General features: G+C 62.9%; 21 protein-coding genes and 1 riboswitch. Of the genes, 11 read left to right on the top strand and 10 right to left on the bottom strand.

Translation table 11 applies throughout. The features are described from left to right. The 4 genes from AC1DD7_RS07045 to AC1DD7_RS07060 all read left to right on the top strand — a co-directional run bounded on the left by AC1DD7_RS07045 (position 1) and on the right by AC1DD7_RS07060 (position 4,162). Entirely contained in the window at positions 1 to 771 is a 771-nt protein-coding gene (locus AC1DD7_RS07045; RefSeq protein ID WP_477514379.1) for an ABC transporter ATP-binding protein, read from the top strand. Next, positions 768 to 2,804 carry a YhgE/Pip family protein gene (locus tag AC1DD7_RS07050; RefSeq protein WP_477514380.1) on the top strand — a complete coding sequence of 679 codons (2,037 nt, stop codon included), beginning with the start codon at positions 768 to 770 and terminating at the stop codon, positions 2,802 to 2,804. The genes AC1DD7_RS07045 and AC1DD7_RS07050 overlap by 4 nt, the downstream gene beginning before the upstream one ends. Then, positions 2,801 to 3,451, top strand: coding sequence for a TetR/AcrR family transcriptional regulator (locus tag AC1DD7_RS07055; RefSeq protein WP_477514381.1), 651 nt, complete (start codon positions 2,801 to 2,803; stop codon positions 3,449 to 3,451). The genes AC1DD7_RS07050 and AC1DD7_RS07055 overlap by 4 nt, the downstream gene beginning before the upstream one ends. 90 nt (positions 3,452 to 3,541) lie before the next feature. Next, positions 3,542 to 4,162 carry a hypothetical protein gene (locus AC1DD7_RS07060; protein ID WP_477514382.1) on the top strand — a complete coding sequence of 207 codons (621 nt, stop codon included), beginning with the start codon at positions 3,542 to 3,544 and terminating at the stop codon, positions 4,160 to 4,162. Between the two features lie 51 nt (positions 4,163 to 4,213). Here AC1DD7_RS07060 and AC1DD7_RS07065 read toward each other — a convergent pair whose 3' ends face one another. After that, positions 4,214 to 5,125, bottom strand: a complete 912-nt coding sequence (locus tag AC1DD7_RS07065) for an EamA family transporter (protein ID WP_477514383.1) — start codon at positions 5,123 to 5,125, stop codon at positions 4,214 to 4,216. Positions 5,126 to 5,198: 73 nt separating this feature from the next. Here AC1DD7_RS07065 and AC1DD7_RS07070 point away from each other — a divergent pair, with 73 nt between their 5' ends. Next, positions 5,199 to 6,119, top strand: coding sequence for a LysR family transcriptional regulator (locus AC1DD7_RS07070; protein WP_477514384.1), 921 nt, complete (start codon positions 5,199 to 5,201; stop codon positions 6,117 to 6,119). A 12-nt stretch (positions 6,120 to 6,131) separates the two neighbouring features. Here the strand turns inward: AC1DD7_RS07070 and AC1DD7_RS07075 are convergent, their stop codons facing one another. Together AC1DD7_RS07075 and AC1DD7_RS07080 are read right to left on the bottom strand one after the other, a co-directional pair. Continuing rightward, positions 6,132 to 6,656, bottom strand: coding sequence for a SixA phosphatase family protein (locus AC1DD7_RS07075; RefSeq protein ID WP_431118312.1), 525 nt, complete (start codon positions 6,654 to 6,656; stop codon positions 6,132 to 6,134). Between the two features lie 160 nt (positions 6,657 to 6,816). Continuing rightward, positions 6,817 to 7,683 (bottom strand): winged helix-turn-helix domain-containing protein, encoded by an 867-nt coding sequence (locus AC1DD7_RS07080; RefSeq protein WP_223935847.1) that lies wholly within the window; start codon positions 7,681 to 7,683, stop codon positions 6,817 to 6,819. A 667-nt stretch (positions 7,684 to 8,350) separates the two neighbouring features. On the opposite strand from AC1DD7_RS07080, the gene AC1DD7_RS07085 reads away from it, so the two are divergent. The 4 genes from AC1DD7_RS07085 to AC1DD7_RS07100 all read left to right on the top strand — a co-directional run bounded on the left by AC1DD7_RS07085 (position 8,351) and on the right by AC1DD7_RS07100 (position 12,644). After that, positions 8,351 to 9,091 (top strand): response regulator transcription factor, encoded by a 741-nt coding sequence (locus tag AC1DD7_RS07085; RefSeq protein WP_431118309.1) that lies wholly within the window; start codon positions 8,351 to 8,353, stop codon positions 9,089 to 9,091. Between the two features lie 3 nt (positions 9,092 to 9,094). After that, positions 9,095 to 10,588, top strand: a complete 1,494-nt coding sequence (locus tag AC1DD7_RS07090; protein WP_477514385.1) for a sensor histidine kinase — start codon at positions 9,095 to 9,097, stop codon at positions 10,586 to 10,588. A gap of 134 nt (positions 10,589 to 10,722) precedes the next feature. Beyond that, a riboswitch (cyclic di-AMP (ydaO/yuaA leader) is annotated at positions 10,723 to 10,880 on the top strand. 5 nt (positions 10,881 to 10,885) lie between these two features. Further along, positions 10,886 to 11,701 carry an aggregation-promoting factor C-terminal-like domain-containing protein gene (locus AC1DD7_RS07095; RefSeq protein WP_477514386.1) on the top strand — a complete coding sequence of 272 codons (816 nt, stop codon included), beginning with the start codon at positions 10,886 to 10,888 and terminating at the stop codon, positions 11,699 to 11,701. A 184-nt stretch (positions 11,702 to 11,885) separates the two neighbouring features. Then, positions 11,886 to 12,644, top strand: a complete 759-nt coding sequence (locus AC1DD7_RS07100; protein WP_477514387.1) for a MerR family transcriptional regulator — start codon at positions 11,886 to 11,888, stop codon at positions 12,642 to 12,644. Positions 12,645 to 12,655: 11 nt separating this feature from the next. Here AC1DD7_RS07100 and AC1DD7_RS07105 read toward each other — a convergent pair whose 3' ends face one another. Genes AC1DD7_RS07105 through upp form a run of 4 tightly spaced genes read right to left on the bottom strand, consistent with a single transcriptional unit; the run spans position 12,656 to position 15,910 of the window. Next, complete coding sequence (locus tag AC1DD7_RS07105) at positions 12,656 to 14,047, bottom strand: pyridoxal phosphate-dependent decarboxylase family protein (protein WP_477514388.1); 1,392 nt, start codon at positions 14,045 to 14,047, stop codon at positions 12,656 to 12,658. Positions 14,048 to 14,098: 51 nt separating this feature from the next. Next, entirely contained in the window at positions 14,099 to 14,803 is a 705-nt protein-coding gene (locus AC1DD7_RS07110; protein ID WP_477514389.1) for an HAD-IA family hydrolase, read from the bottom strand. Positions 14,804 to 14,848: 45 nt separating this feature from the next. Next, on the bottom strand, positions 14,849 to 15,226 hold the full coding sequence (locus AC1DD7_RS07115; RefSeq protein ID WP_431118300.1) for a VOC family protein: 378 nt from the start codon (positions 15,224 to 15,226) through the stop codon (positions 14,849 to 14,851). Positions 15,227 to 15,274: 48 nt separating this feature from the next. After that, entirely contained in the window at positions 15,275 to 15,910 is a 636-nt protein-coding gene (gene upp, locus AC1DD7_RS07120; RefSeq protein ID WP_431118299.1) for a uracil phosphoribosyltransferase, read from the bottom strand. 22 nt (positions 15,911 to 15,932) lie between these two features. On the opposite strand from upp, the gene AC1DD7_RS07125 reads away from it, so the two are divergent. Both AC1DD7_RS07125 and AC1DD7_RS07130 read left to right on the top strand, forming a co-directional pair. Continuing rightward, positions 15,933 to 16,469, top strand: coding sequence for a nucleoside deaminase (locus tag AC1DD7_RS07125; protein WP_431118297.1), 537 nt, complete (start codon positions 15,933 to 15,935; stop codon positions 16,467 to 16,469). 21 nt (positions 16,470 to 16,490) lie between these two features. Beyond that, the gene (locus tag AC1DD7_RS07130; RefSeq protein ID WP_431118296.1) at positions 16,491 to 16,871 is read left to right on the top strand and encodes a VOC family protein; all 381 of its coding nucleotides are present in this window, start codon (positions 16,491 to 16,493) and stop codon (positions 16,869 to 16,871) included. A 22-nt stretch (positions 16,872 to 16,893) separates the two neighbouring features. On the opposite strand, the gene AC1DD7_RS07135 is transcribed toward AC1DD7_RS07130, so the two are convergent. From AC1DD7_RS07135 to AC1DD7_RS07145, 3 genes are read right to left on the bottom strand one after another with little or no spacing between them, the layout of a single operon-like run. Continuing rightward, a complete protein-coding gene (locus tag AC1DD7_RS07135; RefSeq protein ID WP_477514390.1) occupies positions 16,894 to 18,117 on the bottom strand; it encodes a DNA glycosylase AlkZ-like family protein in 1,224 nt (407 codons plus the stop codon). Between the two features lie 4 nt (positions 18,118 to 18,121). Then, positions 18,122 to 19,129 carry a glycosyltransferase family 4 protein gene (locus AC1DD7_RS07140; RefSeq protein ID WP_477514391.1) on the bottom strand — a complete coding sequence of 336 codons (1,008 nt, stop codon included), beginning with the start codon at positions 19,127 to 19,129 and terminating at the stop codon, positions 18,122 to 18,124. Further along, entirely contained in the window at positions 19,130 to 19,528 is a 399-nt protein-coding gene (locus tag AC1DD7_RS07145) for a 6-pyruvoyl trahydropterin synthase family protein (protein ID WP_431118292.1), read from the bottom strand.

A 19,528-nucleotide genomic window follows, 5' to 3' on the forward strand; every position in this document is an offset into this window, starting at 1 on the left:
GTGCTGTCCGTACAGCAACTCCAGATCAACGGCCGCCGGGACGATCTCCTTCCGGCAACGTCACTCCAGGCCCGTCGTGGCCAACTCTTGCTCGTTGCGGGCGAAGGCCAGGATCAGCGGACTGCCTTGGCCTTGGCACTCAGTGGCCGCATGAAACCCAGCAACGGCGTCCTCAGTTGGGACAACAACAGCAAGACCAAGAAGATCCGGCTGGCGAGCGCCTTGGTGGATTCGCCCGGCGTCAATGAGCCTGAACAGCATCTAAGTGTTCGCGACCTCGTCACAGAGGACCTCTCCCTCATCCCCCGCCGTTACCGCGGCGCACTGCTCAGCAAGCCGTGGCTGAAGATCAACAGCTTTGAGGACATCGCCGGCCTGTGGATTGAACAGCTTCCCGCCGGCCGCCGGCTCGAGCTCCTGACTGCCCTCGCTTTGGCAGATCCAGCTACCGACCTCCTGGTGATCGATTCGCCCGATCGCCACAGCGCCGATCCCGCGGCGTGGCTGCCCCGACTTGAGGCACTGGCGTCCGACGCCGGGCGGCCGCTTGCCGTCGTCGCCGTCGTCGGTGCCCTCCCGGACAACTGGACTGGCCCTGCTGCGGTGATTGGCAACTCCGTCGCGCATCCGCCGGAACCGGAGAGCGTTGAAGAGTCCGAGCAGGCACAGGCGACGAGCGCGCCAGCGACAACGAGTCCAATCCCGGGCCGCGAGATTCAAGACAAAGCAACCGAACCCGAATTCCAAGACCTCCAAAGGACTGCAAAGTGACTGTTCTGCGGCTCGCCCGCTCCGAACTCAAGCGCATGACCGGCGGGCTCCTGCCCAAGCTGACCATCCTGGCCCTGACCATGGTGCCGTTGCTCTACGGCGCGGTGTATCTCTACGCCAACTGGGATCCATACGGCAACCTGAACCAGATCGACGCCGCATTGGTAGTGGAGGACACGGGGGCAACCTCCAAGGATGGCACCGAGCTGCAGGCCGGCAAGAAGGTTGCCGACAGTCTGGTGGATGGCCACGTCTTCAACTGGAAGCAGGTTTCCAGTCCGGAAGCTGCGGATGCCGGCGTCCGTTCAGGCGAATACGCCTTCGCGCTGCGCATCCCCAAGGACTTCTCCGCCAACCTGGTCTCCCCCGGCAATTTCGATGCCGCCAACCAGGCAATGCTCCATGTCACCACGAACGACGCCAACAACTACCTCCTGAGCACCATCGTGGACAAGCTCACCACAGCCGTGCATTCAACGGTCGCCAAGGAGGTGGGTGAGGAAACAGCCAATCAGCTCCTCACAGGCTTCGGTACCATCCACGCCTCCATCGTGAAGGCTGCGGACGGAGCATCCGAACTCGCCACGGGAGTGGGTCAGCTCAGTCATGGCGTTGCAACGCTGCATGACGGAACCACCCAGTTGGTCACCGGCGCCGATCAGCTGGTCGCTGGTCAGACGCAACTCCGCGATGGCGCTGTGCAACTCAATGACGGCGCGAGCCAGCTGAGCTCGGGCCTCACAGAGCTGAAGAACAAAACTGCCACCCTGCCTGCCGATTCGAAGAAACTCGCCGACGGCGCAGCGCAAGTAGCCGCCGGGAACGCCGAGCTGAATGCAAAAGTCCAGGACGTCGTCGGGCAGCTTGATGCCGCAGACAAAGGCCTTCGCAATCGCGTTGTCGAGTCCACTGCGCGGCTGGTGAGCGCTGGCGTACTCACCCAGGAGCAGGCTGACAAGGTCCTGGCGGATTTCGACTCCACTGCAACTTCCGGCCCGGTTACCGACGCCAAGGCCAAGATCGCGGGCGACGCCGCCAAGATCCAGCAGCTCTCCGACGGCTCAGCTGCCGTGAGCGCGGGCGCATCGAAGCTTGCCGCAGCCACACCAACGTTGACTGACGCGATTTCGCAGGCAGCGGCCGGAGCAGGACAGTTGAAAACCGGGGCGTCCGCGCTGGCCGCTGGCCAGCAGAGCGCACTGGACGGTGCCATCAAGCTCGACGACGGCGCCCACCAACTCAACGACGGCGCCGGACAGCTTGCCACCGGCGCGGTGAAGGCCTCCGATGGCTCACACACACTGGCCACAGAACTTGCCAAGGGTGCCGGAGAAATCCCGAACCCGAACGATGAACAAAAGAGCAGTGTGTCCAAAGTGATCGCCGATCCCGTAGCGGTGGACAACGTATCGCAGGCCAAGGCAGGTTCTTATGGCGCCGGCCTGGCACCCTTCTTCCTGACGCTGGCCTTGTGGATCGGAGTGTTCATGCTGGTGCAGGCCATGCGCCCCATCACCCAGCGCGCGCTGGCATCCAACGCACGCGCTTGGAAGATCGCGGTGGGTGGCTGGCTTCCGTTCTTCGTTGTCTCGGTCCTGCAGGCCACCATCCTGACCCTCGTGGTGAATCTGGGCCTCGGCTTGAATGCAGCCCACCCGGTAGGCATGTGGTTGTTCATGCTTGCCGCCGTGTTGGCGTTCAGTGCGATCATCCAGGGCATCGTGGCGCTCATGGGAACCCCGGGCAAGTTCGTGGTGCTGATCCTGCTGGTCCTGCAGCTTGTTTCCTCGGGCGGTACGTTCCCCTGGCAGACCACTCCCATGCCACTTCATGTAGTGCACGAAGTCCTGCCCATGGGCTACGTGGTCACGGGAATGCGGCACCTGATCTACGGCGGGGAACTCAGCATGATCTGGCCAACAGTCCTGGGCCTGCTTGGATACACTTTGCTGGGAGCGGCACTGTCCACTCTCGCCGTCCGCAAACACAAGATGTGGACCCTCAAGACGCTGAAGCCGGAGATTGCAGTATGAGCACCACCGAGCCGGCCCCTTCAGAGCTGGGGGCCGTGGCAGGAACCGCGGAAAAGAAGCTGCGCCCTGGACGCACCAACGCCACCAAGCAGCGCCTCTTCGAAGCGTCCATGGAGCTGATTGGCGAACGTGGGGCTGCCGGCGTCACCGTGGATGAGATCGCGGCCGCGGCCGGCGTGTCCAAGGGGACGGTCTATTACAACTTCGGCAGCAAATCGGACCTCATCGCGCAGCTGCTGCGGCACGGCGTGGACATCATGCTGGTCCGTCTCCAGGCAATCGAAGGCGAAACCAGCGATCCCCTCGAATCCATGAGGAACATGGTGGGCCAAGCCATGGAATTCATGGACGAATACCCATCCTTCGCGCGTCTCTGGGTGAGCGAAAACTGGCGGACGCCCGGCGAGTGGAGTGCCGTGTTCGCCGAACTCCGGGCAGAACTCCTGGCCGTCATAGGCTCTGCGGTGGAACGTGTGGCCTCCGGATACAAGGTGGACGAGTCCATCGTCCGCGGCAGCCTGGAGGCGGCAATCTTCGGGGCCATCTTCGTGGTGGGACTGGACAGGCAAACCTACAACCCGGAGCGCACCCGGGAACAGAGCGTGGCCGCGGTCATGACCATCATGCACGGATACGTCATCAAGTAGGTTCGAACAGGCCGCGTAACGGTATCCAACTGCAATCTACGACGGCGTGGCGCGGCCCGCTGGTCGGCGATGATTAGACTCATGCGTCACATGGGGAACAGCGGAAAGCTTGCGGTGGTAACCGCTTTTATGTCCCTCGGGCTTTTGGTGCTCGCAGCCGTGGTCCTCGAAGAACTGGTCCTGTACCTGTTTCTGGGAGCGGTGCTGACCTGCTATTTGGCATCGATAGTGCAGGTCTTCAACCGGCGGCGATACCTCGTGGTTCTCCTTGGCGCTGCCGGCACCAGCCTGTTCATCGGCTTCAGCATTGCATTCCTGCGCATGTGGGGCCTCGCGTTCAACCAGGACGCCAATGCCATGGGCAGTGCCGTAAGCACCGAGGACTCAGACATCTACTTCTACCTGGCCGCAGTGGCTGGGGTGGGGACGCTGGCTGTGCTGTTCCTCGGGGCGGTCTGGCCGTCCTTTGCTTCCAGCCGGGCCAGGCAACCCACGCCGGTGGCCAAAAGAACCACAACGCCAACTAAACGAGCCGCCAGCTCACGTCCAGCGGCGCCTGCAAAACGCCCAACTACATCGACGGCACGTCCTTCGAGCGCAGCAAAGGCATCTCCGGCGAAGCGTCCCGCAACACCCCGCACGCCTTCGGCGGCAGCCAAGCGTCCGACGTCGGGCGTTTCATCTCAACGTAAACCCGCCTCCAAGCGCTAACGCCCTGCAAACCCTGCGCTGCGGGGCCCACTCTGCTCGCTTCACGAGCGATTAGACGCGCAGAGCGGGCCTCACAACGGGAGTTTCCGGACGTTTTCGCGAGGCACCGAGCACGGCAGTCGCGACTCCGACGAGCAGGATCAGCCCTCCCATAATTTCGGGTGCCGTGGGGATTTCATTCAGGACCAGCCAGGCAGCCGTCATGCCCACCACTGGAACCAGCAGCGTGAACGGCACGACGTCGGAACTCGGGTAGAGCGTCAACAGCCGGTTCCAGATTCCGTACCCAATAAGCGACGCGAAAACTGCCGTGTAGATGGCGCTCAGGATGGTGGGCATTTGGAGGTCCGTGATGGTCGCCCACACGGTGTCCGGGCCGTCCACCACAAGTGACAATCCCGCCAACGGGAGCGGCACCACGGCCCCGGACCAGACCACCAAGCCAAGGCCCGACGCCGCTTTCGAGTGCCGCGCCACGACGTTTCCGATCGCCCAGGACAACGCAGCGGCCAGCACAATCATGAGAGGCAGGATCGGAGCCACGGCGCTGCGCCCCACGGCGACCACGCCCAGACCCGCCAGGCCGAGCACGACCCCGAGCATCTGACTGCGACTGGGCCTTTCGCCAAGGAACCGCGCCGCGATCAGCACTGTGAACAGCACCTGCGCCTGCAAGACGAGGGAGGCCAGGCCCGCCGGCATACCCAGCGCCATGCCCAGGTACAGCAACCCGAACTGACCGGCGCTCATGAAAAGCCCGACGCCGATGATCGCCTTCCAGCTGACGTCAGGTTTGCGGATGAACAGGATGAACGGAAATACGACCAGCAGGAATCGGAAGGCGACGAAAAGCAGCGGCGGGACATCACGACCGTTGGCGTGGAGGCCCAAGTCTATGGCGACAAAGTTCACGCCCCAGAGGACAGCGACGAGGACGGCGAGGGCGGAGTGGCGAAGGTTCACAAGAATCACTCTGGCACTTGACTGGTTTAAGCACCAGCGTTGAATTCAGCATGAAACCAAGTAGATTTACTTCATGATCGACATTTCAGCCTTGCGTGCTCTGGTAGCTGTGGAACAGCACGGATCGGTAGTGGCCGCCTCCGATGTGATGGGCTACAGTCCGTCAGCGGTTTCCCAGCAGATCAAGAAGCTGGAGAAGCAAACGGGCGTAGCCGTCCTGGAACGGAACGGCCGTGGTGTACTCCTTACCGAACGGGGCCTTGCCCTCGCTGGCTACGGGCGGCGAATCATGGACGAGCTCGAGGAACTGCAGGCAACGCTCCTCGCCGATCCCGCGAAACCTTCCGGGCTGCTGCGGCTCGTGGCATTCTCCACCGCCTGCCGTGGCTTGGTGGGGCCAATGCTCGGACGCATCGGGACCACCGATTCTGCACTTGAAATCAGCGTGCTGGCCGAGGACCCACGTGAGGCCGTCCAACGAGTGGCCTCAGGCGAAGCTGAGCTGGCCGTGGTGCACAACTGGAACTCCGTGCCGCTGGTCATTCCCGAGAACCTGGTACACGAGGATCTTTGTCTGGACCAGGCCGACGTCCTGGTTAACAGCGCGCACGCACTCGCTGGACGGACCGTCGTCGAGCGTGAAGACTTACTGGACGAAATTTGGGTCAGTACGCCGGCGGGTGCCATCTGCAACGAAGCCCTTCTGCAGATCTTCGCCGGGCTTGGGCGGGTCCCCGATATCCGTGTCTACGATCCCGATTTCTCCACCCATATCGCCATGGTGGAGCAGGCCGTGGCCGTGGCGCTTGTGCCTCGGCTGGGCAGGCCACCCCTGCCACCTGGTGTGATTGCCGTGCCGGTCGTCAACCCCATTCAGCAGCGGGCGGTGGGAATCGTGTATCGAAAGACCATGACCGCGAGCCCCAATATCCGGCATGCCGTCCGGCTGCTGCGCGAGGTGGCAGCAGAGCACGAGCTACCAGTGCGGGGCTAAACAACTGCGTTGCTACTTGCGTGGCACCTTGAAGTGCGTCAGACGGGCGTCCTGCCCATCCAGCTCCGCCCATGACTTCTCAGTCTCCAGGACCGTCAAAGCACTGGTTGGGTACCGCGTGGCAGCGTCCATGTAAGCGTCATGGTCCGAGTCGCGCGATGCGAGGTGCATGGCCAAATCCTGGACGCCGGGCATGTGCGAGATCACCATCAAGGTGGTGACGGTGTCCGGGACGTGGTTGATCACGGTCAACATCCGGTTCGCTGAAGCGGCGTACAGGCCGTCCTCAAGCTTGGGCGTCGGGGCTTTGTCCCCCAACTCATCGCACACCCACGTGCAGGTTTGGCGGGTCCTCACAGCAGACGAGCACAGAATGAAGTCCGGAACTACCCCATGCTTGAGCAACCATCTCCCAGCCAGCGGAGCCTCACGGTGTCCGCGTTCCTCCAAGGGACGCTCATGGTCCGGCACCCCCATGGGCCAATCCGCTTTGGCATGCCGCATAATCACCAGGCGCCTGATGTGATGGTCACTCATGAACCAACCCTATAGCCGCAAACCCCCATCCGCCGCGGAGGCCAATACTCACGGGAGCACGACAAAAGCAGAAAGGCGGCATGTCCCGATAGCGCCGTTGTTGCGTGAGGCACGAGCGCAGGCGCAGAGGGATATGCCGCCTTTCGGCTGCAGCAGTAGCTTAGATCGAGTATTCCGGAGCGGCCCAGACGATGACCTCGGGGTGCTCGTAGAAGCGGTAGCCCTGGCCACGTACGGTGCGCACGGTGTTGGCGAGGCGGCCCAGCTTGGAGCGGAGGCGGCGGATGTGGACGTCGATGGTGCGCTCGTTGGGCACTTCTTCGGCGTTGCGCCACAGGCCCTCAAGCAGTTCGTCGCGGCCCACTGTGCGGGTGCCGTTTTCGACGAGGTAGTTGAGGAGCTCAAACTCCTTGAACGTCAGGTTCAGCGACTCGCCGTCGAGGTGGACTTCGCGGCGGGCGAGGTCGATCAGCACGCCGGAGGGGCGGGCTTCCTGCTGCGGTGCCGGGCGGGCAGCCTCGGTGCGCTGGCGGGCGGCGACCGTGGGGTCACCGAAAGTTGAACGTACGACGTCGAGTGCGGACCCGGGTGCCCCGGCCGGCGCTACGGCGACTGCAGCGTAGCTCTCAGCGCCGGTAACCAGGGACTGGGCGTACGCCCGGATTTCCTGGGCGAGCTTGGCAATGGAGGTGCCGGCCGCTGCTGCTGTCTCTTCGTCAATGCCCATGTAGAGCACGAAACCGCGGGCCACGTTGTCGTTGGCGACCGGGCGGAGGCGGTCAGACTGCGCAATGACGGGGGTAGGCGCCGTCATGGGTGCTGGCTCGTTGGTGGGAACTGCCCGCAACTGGCCATAGGAGTTGGGGTTGTAGCCCTGGGGCACGTAGCCGGGAGCCTGCTGGCCGTTGCCCTGGGTGGCGGGGGCGTACCCGGGGCGGTTGCCGAAGCCGGGGCGGAGCCCTGCGTTTGAAGCGGCCTTGTTGGCGTTTCGGACGGAGATGTGGACGTAACCGGATGCAACTGACATGGAGTGATTACCTCAAAAGTGAATAGCCGTCATCGCGGCTTCGAATGCTGGTTGTCCCCGCAATGAGTTTGGGGAAGGGCGCCCAACGCTGGGCTAGGGGGCGAATGCCTGAAACTTCTTTGGGGTGGAAAGTTAGGCTTGCATTCGACAACAGCGGGTCTCGTCGCCAGCGGGTGTGCTGGACCAGATTGCTGCGGCTGCAGGTGCTGTTGAGTTCTTGTTCACATTGGAAGTGTGCAACGTAACAATGGCAACACGCAAGTAACAAACGGCCAAACCGTCCACATTTTGAGACAAGAGGGTCTATTGTGCTGCAGATCACAATTCTTTCACCATGGAAAATGAACGTCATTTCATTCGGTCGCGATGAGAAATATTCGGCTTATGGTGAATTTTCTTCGGCAGATAGTGCATGATGCCCTTCCTGATTCCCATCAGGCGCAAAAGGACGGAATCTCAAGATCTGAAACACTTGCTGTCCAATCGCAAGCCACTCCAAGCTCGAATTTTTCCCTCAAAATCTGCTACACGCCGTAGAACCGACCAGTATGGACGCCACACTCCTGCGACACCTGCCACCGAACTCCCACGTGGCTAGTGTTGACCTCACAGCGTCCTCACAGGACCGGCAAAGCTTCGGCAAACCAGCAGAATGGAGAGTTGTCACATGGCATCCCCGCACTCCATGACGAACAACCTTCCCCAGCTTTCCCACCCGGACGGCTCCCCTATCCGCGCTTTGGTGGTGGACGACGAACCCAGCCTCTCCGAGCTCATGAGCATGGGCCTTCGCATGGCAGGCTGGTCCGTCGCGGTGGCGGCCGACGGACCAGAAGCTGTGAAGCTTGCCAAGGACTTCCGCCCTGACGTGCTGGTGCTGGACGTGATGCTTCCAGGATTCGACGGCGTCGAGGTCCTCAACCGGATCCGTACCTTCGCGCCGGAAGTGCCCGCGCTGTTCCTCACGGCCAAGGACGCTGTCCAGGATCGCATCGTAGGCCTTGCCGCCGGCGGGGACGACTACGTCACCAAGCCCTTCAGCATGGAGGAGGTCCTCCTGCGCCTGCACAGGCTTGTCCAACGTTCAGGCGTTGCCGCCATGGACACGGCGGAATTGGTGGTCGGCGATCTCACGCTCAACGTAGACACGCGGGAAGTTTCGCGCGCCGGCGAGGACATCCAGCTCACGGCAACGCAGTTTGAGCTGCTTCGTTACCTCATGGAAAACCCCAAGCGCGTAGTCAGCAAGGCACAGATCCTGGACCGCGTCTGGGACTATGACTTCGGCGGACAGGCCAACATCGTGGAACTGTACATTTCCTACCTGCGCAAGAAAATCGAAGCCAACCACCCGCCAATGATCCACACCATCCGTGGCGCCGGCTACGTCATCAAGCCTGCGGACTGAATCTTGTCCACCCCTTCAGGAGCAACCCGCAAGACCCAGCGGAACTGGCTCAATCCCTCCACCTGGCATCTGCGCACGCGGTTGGTCCTGGTGGCGATGGCGTTGTTGGTTGCCATTTGTGGCGCAGTTGGAGTGGTTAGCTACGCCTCCATGGACATGTACTTCAACAAACAACTCGACAAGCAGTTGGAGCAGGCGTCAAGCCGCGCGAATGACTTCGGCAGGCCGCCGTCGAACTTTCCCTCAAGCGGGCGGCCGGATCCGCTGGAGGCCCGCGGCCAAGGTGCCGGGACCCTCAACGCGAGGATCGATGGTTCCACCGTCATTAACTCGGGCCTGTTAAACGCAAACGGCCGTCGCGTCGCACTCTCGGCAGAAGACAAGCAGGTCCTGCTCTCACTCCCCCGCGACAACCGGCCTGTGGACCGTTCATTGTCCAACGGCGACTACCGGCTGGTGGCTGTTGAGACCACCTACGGCGACGTCATTGTGACGGGCTTGCCGTTGGCTGACAAGCAAAACGCCGAGGCCTCGCTGGTTTGGACCATGGTGTTTGTTTCCCTGGGCGGCCTGGTGCTGATCGGCCTCGCCGGTACCGTCATCATCCGCCGGACCATGCGCCCGCTGGAGCAACTCTCGGAGGTTGCAACCAAAGTATCGCGCCTTCCCCTCGACGCCGGTGAGGTGGCACTCGCGGTGCGCGTACCGCCGTCGGCCTCCCATCCTGGAACTGAAGTGGGCAGCGTTGGCCACGCTTTAAACCAAATGCTCAACAACGTTTCCAGGGCCCTGGAAGCCCGTCAGGAGAGCGAAACCAAGGTCAGGCAGTTTGTTGCCGATGCCTCCCACGAACTCCGGACGCCGCTGACCGCCATCCGCGGATACACGGAGCTGCTTCGTATGACGGAGAACTTCACGGATGACGGCAGGAAGTCGCTGGCACGGGTCCAGAGCCAGTCGGAACGCATGACCACGCTTGTGGAGGACCTGTTGCTGTTGGCGCGCCTGGACGAAGGCCAGCCGCTGAAGGTCACGGATGTGGACCTGACGCAGCTGGTGATCGAGACCGTCAGCGACGAAAAGGTGATGGCACCGGACCACATCTGGAAGCTCCAACTCCCTGACGAGCCCATTACGGTGCGCGGGGACGCAACCCAGCTGCATCAGGTGTTGGCCAATCTGCTCTCCAACGCCCGCAAGCACACCGATCCAGGTACCACGGTGCTCACAGGCGTCACGCTTTCCGCGGACGGTAGCGCGGTGGTCACGGTCACTGACAACGGGCCTGGTATTCCTCTTGGGTTCCAAGGCCGTATTTTCTCGCGTTTTGCCCGGGCTGACGCGGCGAGATCAGGCTCGGAAGGAACCTCCGGATTGGGCTTGTCAATCGTCGAATCCATCGTCCAGGCGCATGGCGGAAGTGTGGAAGTAACGTCCCAGCCGGGACGCACGGAATTCGCTCTTCGCTTCCCCACAGCTTCGAACGAACGAATATAACGAATCAGGCAACATGACGCGCCGTGAACGTGATCTCTGTTACCCAAATGTGACTTAAGCCGAAACCTCCTGTACCTTCGAAAGGGTGGGTCGCCCCTAACTGGCCCACACCCGGGATGCGCCGAGCTCTGCCACTTCCCGGAGTTCCGTTCTCATTCGAGGCAGAGACGGGGGACCCAGAGTCTCCGGGCACAGTACTTTCCTTGCCCTTGGGGTGAAGCCGCAGCTACGCGCGCGGCCGGATGACCTCATCCGAACCCGACAGCTAACTCCGCAGGCGCTGAGAGGTAATCACACATGTCTGAATTCAACGATCAGACGCGCCCTTCCGCGCGTCACCGTGACGAACACAATGCTCCCCTGACGAAGTCGCAAACCGTTCTGAAGAACGCTGCACGCCGCGGCAAGACCGGGCAACGAATGTCCGTTGTTGCAGGAGTCGTTGCCGCAGCATTGGGCGTCGCATCGCTCGGCCAAGCCGCAAACGCCGCATTCAATCTCCCCGAAACGAGCCAGGCGTCCGAGACGCAGGCTACCGCCCAGATCAGCAACAAATCAGCGGAAATCTCTGCTTCTTTGGATGCCGCTGCCAAGAAGGGCGCAGCCGACAGGGCTGCCGCAGACCAAGCTGCCGCAGCACAAGCAGCTGCTGCCGAGAAGGCTGCGGCCGAGAAAGCCGCCGCCGACCAGGCTGCTGCCGCACAGGCCGCCGCCGAGAAGGCTGCCGCTGATGCAGCCGCCAAGCAGGCTGCCGATGCCGCCGCCGCTGCAGCCGCGGCCGCTGCCGCAGCTCCCAAGGCCGTGGACGATCCCGCTGCTGCCAAGGCATACGCCGCCAGCATCCTCGCCAGCTACGGCTGGGGTCCGGGCGAAATGACTGCCTTGAACACCCTGTGGGAGAAGGAATCCAACTGGCGGACCACGGCGACCAACGCGTCCAGTGGTGCCTACGGAATCGTGCAGTCCCTGCCGGCTTCCAAGATGGCAACTGCCGGCGCTGACTGGGAGACCAACTACCAGACCCAGATCAAGTGGGGCCTGAACTACATCAAGGAACGCTACGGCTCCCCCTCGGCAGCCCTCGCCTTCCACCTGGCCAACAACTGGTACTAAGCCAACTCAATAGGCAGGTTTGAGCCCACCCCAGCGGGCTCAAACGTGCAGGGCCTGATTACCGCCCCGTTTTCCGCCGTCGCAGCAGTGATTACTGCAGCTAACGGCGGGAACCGGGGCGGTTTTCGCGTTCAGGTGACGACGACTTGCACCTGACGTTACGTCAGGACTTAGCGTTGTGCTCATGACGGGAACAAGAGGATCCGGACCGTGGAGCATCGGTGAGCTGGCCACAGCGTGTGGCGTCAGCGTGCGGACGCTCCACCACTACGACGAGATCGGGCTGCTGTCCGCAAGCCAAAGGACAGCGTCCGGTCATCGCCGGTATTCGGAGGCCGACCTGCGCCGGCTATACCGGATCAGATCGCTTCAGATGCTGGGCCTTCCGCTCGCGGCCATCGGCAAGGCGCTGCAAACGCCGGAGGATGATCTGGAGTCCTTTCGAGGCCTCCTCCAACAGCAGCTGGTCCATGTGCAGGAGCACGCCCGGCAACTCCAAGCGCTCCAAAACCGTTTGGGCGAGCTGTTGTCACGCATGGACGGACGCGCCATGCCCACCCCTGAACAATTCATGTCAACGTTGGAGATGATTACCGTGCTCGAAAACAACTTCACAGCCGAACAACGCCAGCAACTCGCGGACAAGCGGGAAGAACTCGGCGCAGAAAAAGTCGAAGCCGCCAAGCAGCGGTGGGCTGCCCTTGTGGAAGAAGGACTGGCACACGTCCAAGCCAAGACGCCCGTCACCGACCCCTCCGTCCAGGAATGGGTACGCTCATGGGACGGCATCGGTTCAATGTTCCACTCCAGTGAGGACACCAAAGCCGCAGCGCGTGCAGCCTGGCAGGAAAACAGCAAGGCCATCAGCGCGGGACTGCCCTGGAGCGCTGAGCAGTTGGCCGGGCTGATGGCATACCTGGAAAAGGCGCGCTCGGCTTTGTAAGCGAGACGGCCCTATGCTTCCGGTTCGGCCTCAGCCGCACCTCTAACGGATGCGATGGAGGCAGCGACGTCACCTGCGTCCGTGGACCAGTTGCTCACCGAAATCCGGAGGATGTCACGTCCTCGCCATGAGGAACCCGACATCCACACGATCCCTTCGGCCATGAGCCGCTGGGTGACGCGGTGTGTGCGGTCATCACTGCCGAAGGCGACCGACACTTGCGTGAAAACGACGTCGTTCAGGATCTCGACGCCCGGGATTTCGGCTAGTCCCTCGGCCAAGGCGCGGGCGTTTGCTGCAAGCCTGTCCACCATGGCAATGACTCCGGACCGGCCCAGCTGTCGGAGGGCAGCCCACACCGGGATGCCACGGGCCCGACGGGACAGTTCAGGAACCTTGTCGAACGGATCGCCCAGTCCGGTCTCTGTTGCAATGAGGTAGCTCGTATGGACGCTGAAGGCGCGTCTCAGAGCTTCCGGCCGGGAGACGATGGCCAAACCGCAGTCGTATGGGACGTTCAATGTTTTGTGGGCATCGGTGGCCCACGAATCGGCTGCCTCTACTCCGGCCAGCCGCCCGCGCAGGTTTGGGCTGACCGCCGCCCACAACCCGAAGGCGCCATCCACATGCACCCAGGCCTCGCGGTCATGGGCTACTGCGATGGCTTCGGACATCGGATCGAACGCACCAGAATGCAGGTTGCCGGCCTGCAGGCACACGAGGGAAGGTCCGGGTTGTTCATCCATGGCATCCGCGAGGGCGTCCGGCAGGATCCTGCCTTGATCGTCCGTGTCCACAGGAACGCACGCTCCCAGCCCCAGATACCGCAGGGCGAGATCCACGGCTGCGTGCCGTTCCCGGCCGGCAAACGTTGTGATGAGCGGCGCCCCGGTCAGGCCAAGGTCCGCCAGGTCCCATCCTGCCTCGTCCATCAGGTATTGGCGCCCGGCGGCCAGGCCCGCGAAGTTGGCCGTTGTAGCGCCAGTGGTGAACCCGACGTCGGACCCTCGCGGAAGATCCAGTAACTCCAGGAGCCATGCCGCGGCAGATTCTTCGATCGCAGCGGCCGCGGGAGTCGCAAACCTGAGTCCGGCGTTTTGGTCCCATGCCGAGACCAGCCAATCTGCGGCCATGGCAGCGGGCAACGTTCCGCCCATGACCCAGCCATAGAAGCGTCCGGACTGGATTGCCATCAACCCGGGCTCAGCCAATGCGGCGAGCTCATCTACTACGTCAGCAGCATCCGTTGCTTCATCGGGAAGGATCGAAAGAAGGGTCGAGGCGACCTGGTCGGCGTCGGATGTGGGCCGGACAGAACGGCTGGGCACCGACGCAAGCCAATCCGTAGCGTGCGCCATGGCCCGCTGCAGTGCAGCACCGTACGCCTCCGGCAACGCAGACATGCGCACAGCCTACTCCCGCTTCACCGGTCGGAACAGCGGAGGCGAACAGTGCTAGAGCGTGAGGGTGATGAGGTGACCGCCGTCGTCGTCTTTCACGGCCGTGACCGTCACGGCGGAGTAGTCCGGGATACGCCACATGCCCGGCTCAAGCTCCCCTCCGGCGTCGCCGACCACCACGGTTCGCATCCCGGCGGCGCGGGCGGCTGCGATACCTGCGGGAGCGTCCTCAAAAACCACGACGTCGGCCGGTTCCGCACCCAGCAACGCCGCGGCCTTGAGGTACCCCTCGGGGTGCGGCTTGCCTCGCGTAACGCCTTCGGCCGTGACGGTAGTAGATGGCATGGACAGTCCGGCAGCCTTCATCCGGATGTCGGCAAGGATGCGGTCCGCGGATGTGACGAGCGCGATGGCGTCGTCCGGCAAGGCAGCAAGCAGCGCTTCGGCGCCAGGGAGGGCAATCACGCCGTCGGTTCGCGTGCGTTCCATCTCGCCAAGCTCGGCAGTCAAAGCTTCAAAATCGGCTCCGGCCGGAGCATAACGGCGCACAGTATCGCCCGCTTGCACGCCGTGGGACGTCCGCAGGATCTCGTTGTAATCGAGGCCGTATCTTTCGGCGAACTCCAGCCATACCTGCTCGACGATCGCCGTGGAGTCAACCAGTGTTCCGTCCATGTCGAACAGGACAGCACGGACGGTCAGGGCTGGCGATCGCTGGGCTTGCGCGGAAGACGAGGTTGGCTCGGCAGGATGGCTCATGGCTCCATCCTGCCGCACCATGCAGGGGTCGCGGCGAACTGTGACTTAGCCGTTGGGCCGGTGCGGAATGTACTGCACAGCCCACTTATTGCCGTCCGGGTCCGCAAAATGGACGAAGTGTCCCCAGTCCTGGACATCGATATCGCTGACCTCGACGCCGTTGGCCTTGAGTTGCTCGTGAGCTTTGTTGATGTCGCTCACCACTATTTGAAGGGATGGCGCCGTTCCGGGAGGGGCATCGCTGAGGCCCTCGCCGATCGCGATGGAACAAGCCGAACCCGGCGGGGTCAACTGCACAAAGCGGATGCCGTCCATGGGACGCTCATCGAAATCGGCGTTGAAACCAACTTTGTTGACGTAAAAGTCCTTCGCGCGATCCACGTCGGACACAGGGACAAACACCAGTTCAAGTTTCCAGTCCATGCGCCACAGGCTAACGGGGCGCACCGGAAAGCGGTAGAGGCGTGAGGATTAGCCCGCCACGCCGTAGAGGCGGTCACCGGCGTCGCCCAAGCCCGGAACGATGTACGACTTCTCATTGAGCTTCTCGTCAATCGAAGCGAGGACAACCTTCACGTTGGCGTCCTGCAACTCCTCCTCCAACTTGGCGAGGCCTTCCGGAGCCGCCAGCAGGCAGATGCAAGTAACGTCCGAGGCGCCGCGCTTGAAGAGGAACTTGATGGCTTCGCGCAGGGTGCCGCCGGTGGCAAGCATGGGGTCCAGAACGAAGATCTGACGTCCGGTGAGGTTCTCGGGGAGGCGCTCCGCGTAGGTGATGATGTCCAGTGTTTCTTCATCGCGGGCCATGCCCAGGAAACCGACCTCGGCGGTGGGGACCAACTTGGTCATGCCCTCAAGCATGCCAAGGCCAGCGCGCAGGATGGGAACCACCAACGGCGTCGGCTTGGTGAACGCCGTGCCAATGGTCTTGGTGACAGGGGTCTCGATCTCGACTGGCTGCGTCTTAACCTCACGGGTGGCCTCATAGGCCAAGAGAGTGACGAGTTCTTCAGTGAGCTGCCGGAAGACCGGTGAAGGGGTGTTCTTGTCCCGCAGAACGGTGAGCTTGTGAGCGACCAGCGGGTGGTCCACGACGAGTGTGCGCATCGTCCAAAACTATCATTGAGACATGAGCGCCACCGAGCCGTATCACGCTGAACACCTGGCCTGGATGGGCCTCGCCCTGGACGAGGCCCGGTTGGCCATGGAAACGGACGACGTGCCGATCGGCGCGGTTGTTCTAGGGCCCGACGGCGGCGTGCTGGGTTCTGGACGCAACGAACGGGAAGCACACGGGGACCCGACAGCCCACGCAGAGATCGTCGCGATCCGTGAAGCCGCGGCTGCCCTGCAACGCCACGCCCTCGAATTGGGCGAAGGCGGCGATGGATGGCGCCTCGAGGACTGCACCTTGGTGGTAACCCTCGAACCGTGTGCCATGTGCGCCGGGGCAATTGTCCTGGCACGGATTCCCCGCGTCGTGTTCGGCGCGTGGGATGAGAAAGCCGGGGCGGCAGGTTCCGTGTTCGATATCCTCCGCGAGCGCCGGCTCAACCACTGGGTGGAGGTCTACGCAGGCGTGCGTGAGGAAGAATGCGCAACGCTCCTCCGGGACTTCTTCGCTACACACCGGGTACCGGCAGCGGAGCACCGCTCACCCGCCTGAGCTCTATGTAAGGAGCCAATCATGGCCATCGCTTTCAACCACACCATCGTCTACGCCAAGGACAAGCACGCATCCGCTGCGTTTCTGGCCCGCATCCTTGGGCTACCCGCGCCACAGCCCATGTGGTCCTTCGTTACTGTTTCCTTGGAAAACGGCGTCACCCTGGATTTCCTCGAGGCCCCAGGAACCATCGCGCCCCAGCACTACGCGTTCCTGGTCAGCGAGGAGGAGTTCGATGCGATCTTCCTGCGGATCACCGCCGAACACGTCCCCTACTGGGCCGACCCCGCACGCTCCCGCGCACAGCAGATCAACCACAACGACGGCGGCCGCGGGATCTACTTCTGCGACCCGGACGGGCACTTCCTTGAAGCAATCACCCGGCCGTATGGTTCGGGCTGAATGCCTTTTCCGGCTGAGCGCGTTACAGACCAGCGGCCTCGTTGAGGGCGTCGATCCGTAGCTGGCGCGACGCCGGTGAGTCCAGGCTGAACGACCTGAAATCGCCGAGTTCGTCGCGGATCCATGCTTCGATTTCAGCGATCCGCCTGCTGACTGCTGCAGTGGGCTTGGCAAAGGTCCAGGCTGCGATGCGTTCTTTGCCGGGATCGTACTGCCACAGGCCGATGATCCTGCCCCGGTCCAGAATGGGGTGATCCGGGAGATCGGCCTGAAGCGCCAGCGTGGTGTCCAGGACCTTCTTTCCTTTGTCCTCCTCAGCGAACATGTCAGCCGAATTCCGCCTGTGGAGGACCAGTGAATCGGTGCCGGCAAGCAATTGGATCTGTTCGTCGCCGGGTTCTTCGAACTCGGCCAAGCGTTCGACGTCGTCCGGCAGCATCCACAGCACGTCACCATTTGCTGTGGGCACTTCTACGGCCCCGACGCCGGCGAGCGCCGCTTTGCTCTGGGCGACGGTGAACGCGGTGAACCACTGGCTCTGCTTGAGAGTCGCTCCACCAGTCCAGCGCAAGTACCTTTCCAGCAGGAGGCGGCGGGCGCCGTCGTCGTCGATTTTGCTGGAGGCAAGGCCCCATTTGGTATAGGCGTAACGCTGCTGATCGAGGCGGCCGTTGATGGGGACCCGGCGGATGCGGCCGTCGGCTTGGAGCAGGCCCAAGGCAGTGGGCAGGGTGGTGGCTGCACCCTTCTTCTTGCCTTCCTCCCCGAGGCTCCGGACGGAGTCGCCCAGTTGGTCCTTGAGCTGTTTGGGGTCCAGAGGATCGCTGGACTCCTGCAGGGCGTGCTCTACTTGGTCCTCGAGAAGGGTGATCTCGCTGCGCTCCACGCCGAGTCTGGCCAGTACCTTGAAGGGTGCAACGGCGGCGTCGCGGCCGATCTGCAGGCCCCAGGCAAAGTCGGCCCGGCCGAGTACGTAGGTGCAGCCGCGGGCGGTGGGGAGTTCGTGAATTTTGAGTTCTTTGACGTCCCGGTCGACCCGTTCGCGGCTGATTCCCGCCCTCGCGAACAGCGTGAGGTACGGATTGGCGCCGCCCACCGAGCGTGCCCATCCGGCGTGGTCCAGGACTTCCTCGGACGTCTTTCCTGCGAGTGACCGGTCGAGGCCTTGTTTGTGCCAGGCCCAGGCCCGGAGGCGTTCCGGGGTGAGGGTTGTTGCGGCCGGAATGGTCTGGACTGTGGGCGTCATGGCCCTATTCTGCACCCTCGCCGGTTCCGAGGGCTTTCAGAACCGTTGCTGCTGTACCGTCCCACCCGGGAAGGTTGGCCCGGGCCTGGATTGCGGCAGTGCGCCAGCTCTGTTGGAGTTCGTGGTCGCTCAGCCAACTCCGGATGGTGCTGGCAAGGTTGTTGGGCTGTGTGAGGTCAAGGGCCGTCCCCGCTCCTGTGTTTCCGAGGGCTTCCACGGCGCCGGTCCCCTGCCGGACAACGACCGGCAAGCCATGGGCCAATGACTCAGTGACCACCAGCCCGAACGCCTCGGACTTCGAAATGAGGATGCTGAGATCGGCTTTGCGCCACTGATTCTCCAACGGCTCGCCGGCCAACTCACCCGTGATAGTGATGCGGTCTTGGAGCCCATGACGCTCGACGGCGGCCCTCACCTCTGCCGCGTACGCCGGGTCAGGTTGGTCTGTGCCGATCAGGGCGGCCCTCCATGGCAGGTCCTTTAGCGTGGCGAGGGCTTCCACCACTTCCGTTTGGCTCTTGTTGGGCAGCAACGCGGCGAGGGCGATAATGTGCAGGGGTTTCGAGCCGTTTGCTATTTCAGCCGCTTCAACCCCGGGATGGGCGATCACAACGTTTTTGAGGCCATGCCTTTTTTCCAGCGCCGCGGCAGCATGCGCGCTCGGGCAAATAACACCTGTGGCTGCGGCAAGCGCCCCGGCTTCAAGGTCCGGGTGATCGGCCAGCGCCATGTGGGAAAGGATCCACACTTTGATTCCTGCCCTTACCGAGTCCGCCACTTCATCCGGGGCCCCACTCGCGACCAAACCGTCGGCAATCACAGTGGTGCCGCCGTCGAGCATTTCAGCAAACCGCTGCCGGTCCGCCGCACTTCCCACCGGCCAATCGCCGTCGACGATGACTGTCTCTACCCCGACGCCCAGGGCGGTCAGGTGCTCCGCGAGTTTGGCGTTGTACCTGTTCCCCCCGGAACCGTGCCGTACGTTTCCCGGCACCAGGAAGCGGATGTGCACTTACTTAACCGGGAGCTCCAGTGAATATCCTGCCCACGCATCAGGATTCTCACGAAGGACGACGTCGATGCCGCTGAGGGCTGCTCCATCCGGTGTGTCCGTGATGTGCGCGGCCACGGCGTCTGCGATGTGCTTGGCCAGTGCCTCTGTGGTGGACAACTTGCCCTTGAAAGCTGGGTGTTCGTCGAGGTTCTTGTAGTTCAGGTCTTCAAGAATCTCCTCAAGAATGCCGCCAGCAGCGCCGATGTCCAGGACGATGGCGTCCTCATTGAGGTCCGGGCGGCGGAACGTCACCTCGGCGACGAACGTGGCACCGTGGAGGCCCTGCGCTGGGCCGAAGGCTTCGCGGGGAAGGCTATGGGCGATCATGAAGTGGCGTCGGACGGTCAGGCTGAACAT

The sequence above is a fragment of the Paenarthrobacter sp. 10L412 genome, from assembly GCF_056395565.1.